Below are 1,146 nucleotides of genomic sequence, written 5' to 3'. Positions count from 1 at the left end.
GTGAGGCGGAACCCGATTAAGACAAGGTGTGGAGCCGAACGCTCATGAGCCCGTAAATTCCAGACTTCGATGAAGAATTATCCTGTATACACAAAAGCCCGGATGATTTGCAACTATTTGCGAATCATCCGAAGCTTTTGTTCGAGACAGAGTTTTCTCCAAGTCTCTTCTCATCATTTTTCAATATACAGTTTCCAGTTTTGCTCAAACGAAAGCAGCGCGCTCTTCTGCCCCGCATATGACCAGAGCGACGGCTTCATCGGCATGCGCTCGATATGAAGGCGCGGAAAATCGGCACGCAGTTTTTCGTCAATGACGCTCCAGTCAGAAGCGGCCGTTTCATCGTACATCATGCTGAAGGAAAAATCGCTGCCCATCAGGCGCAACTGAAATTCGAGCTTTTCAGCAAGATCCTCATAGGTATTCTTCATCAGCAGAACCTTTCCTTCAAGCTCAAGCCGGCCGTCCTCATTGAAGCGCAGCAATGTCTTGACCGGAACGACGCCTGGAAGATGGTTTGAGATGTGCCCCGTCTTAAGCAGAGTATGCACGTCATTTACGAACAGGTACGTCTGCTGGGATTTCCGGAAAACGGCCAGCTTGCTCAAGATGTCTTCCGGAGAATATCCCGCACCGGCAAGCGCGCATGCAAGCAGGACCTGATGCTTTTGAGGAATCCCGGTGGCACGCGAGTCAAACACGTAAAGCGGAATCGGGCATTCGCGCATGTGAGAGTATGTGACAAGGTTGCCGCCAAGACCGGAAATCCCGCTTGAAATGTGGATGGCAACGCATGCTTCGTATCCCTGTTCGCCAAGACTGTGCAGGATGTCGCCGATTTCCTGCAGGGAATTCTGCCCCAGGCTCAGAATGTCACTGGACAATCTGGCACGGCGGATGATCGTTTCATCAGAAGCATCGAGGCTCTCGCGATACTCTGCATTTCCCAGCGTCATTGGCAAATGCAGAGTCGCCACATGCAACGCGGCGGTTTCAGTCGGCGTCAGTGCCGCAGAACTGTCCGTTAAAACAGCAATCTTCATTTTAAACACCTTTCACTTTTATGATACTTCCATTCTAACACAAACCGGCCAGATACCAGCCGAGAAACGCCGCAGCGGGACCGAGGATGCCGCTCAGGACAAA

1 protein-coding gene is annotated in these 1,146 nt (G+C 51.4%); it reads right to left on the bottom strand.

Going from position 1 to position 1,146, the window contains the following annotated elements; genetic code table 11:
• Positions 1–173: 173 nt before the first annotated feature.
• On the bottom strand, positions 174–1,043 hold the full coding sequence (locus tag V7Z60_RS10240) for a DegV family protein (protein WP_334117698.1): 870 nt from the start codon (positions 1,041–1,043) through the stop codon (positions 174–176).
• Positions 1,044–1,146: the final 103 nt, after the last annotated feature.

This window comes from Ligilactobacillus sp. (assembly GCF_036846325.1).
GTDB lineage: Bacteria > Bacillota > Bacilli > Lactobacillales > Lactobacillaceae > Ligilactobacillus.
The sequence above is the reverse complement of the archived record's forward strand: the minus strand, read 5'-3'. Positions and strand labels throughout refer to the sequence as shown.

What these genes read in the sequence shown, in the direction of transcription:
- V7Z60_RS10240 (WP_334117698.1), bottom strand. Translation starts at nt 1,043, where the DNA reads ATGAAGATTGCTGTTTTAACGGACAGTTCTGCGGCACTGACGCCGACT.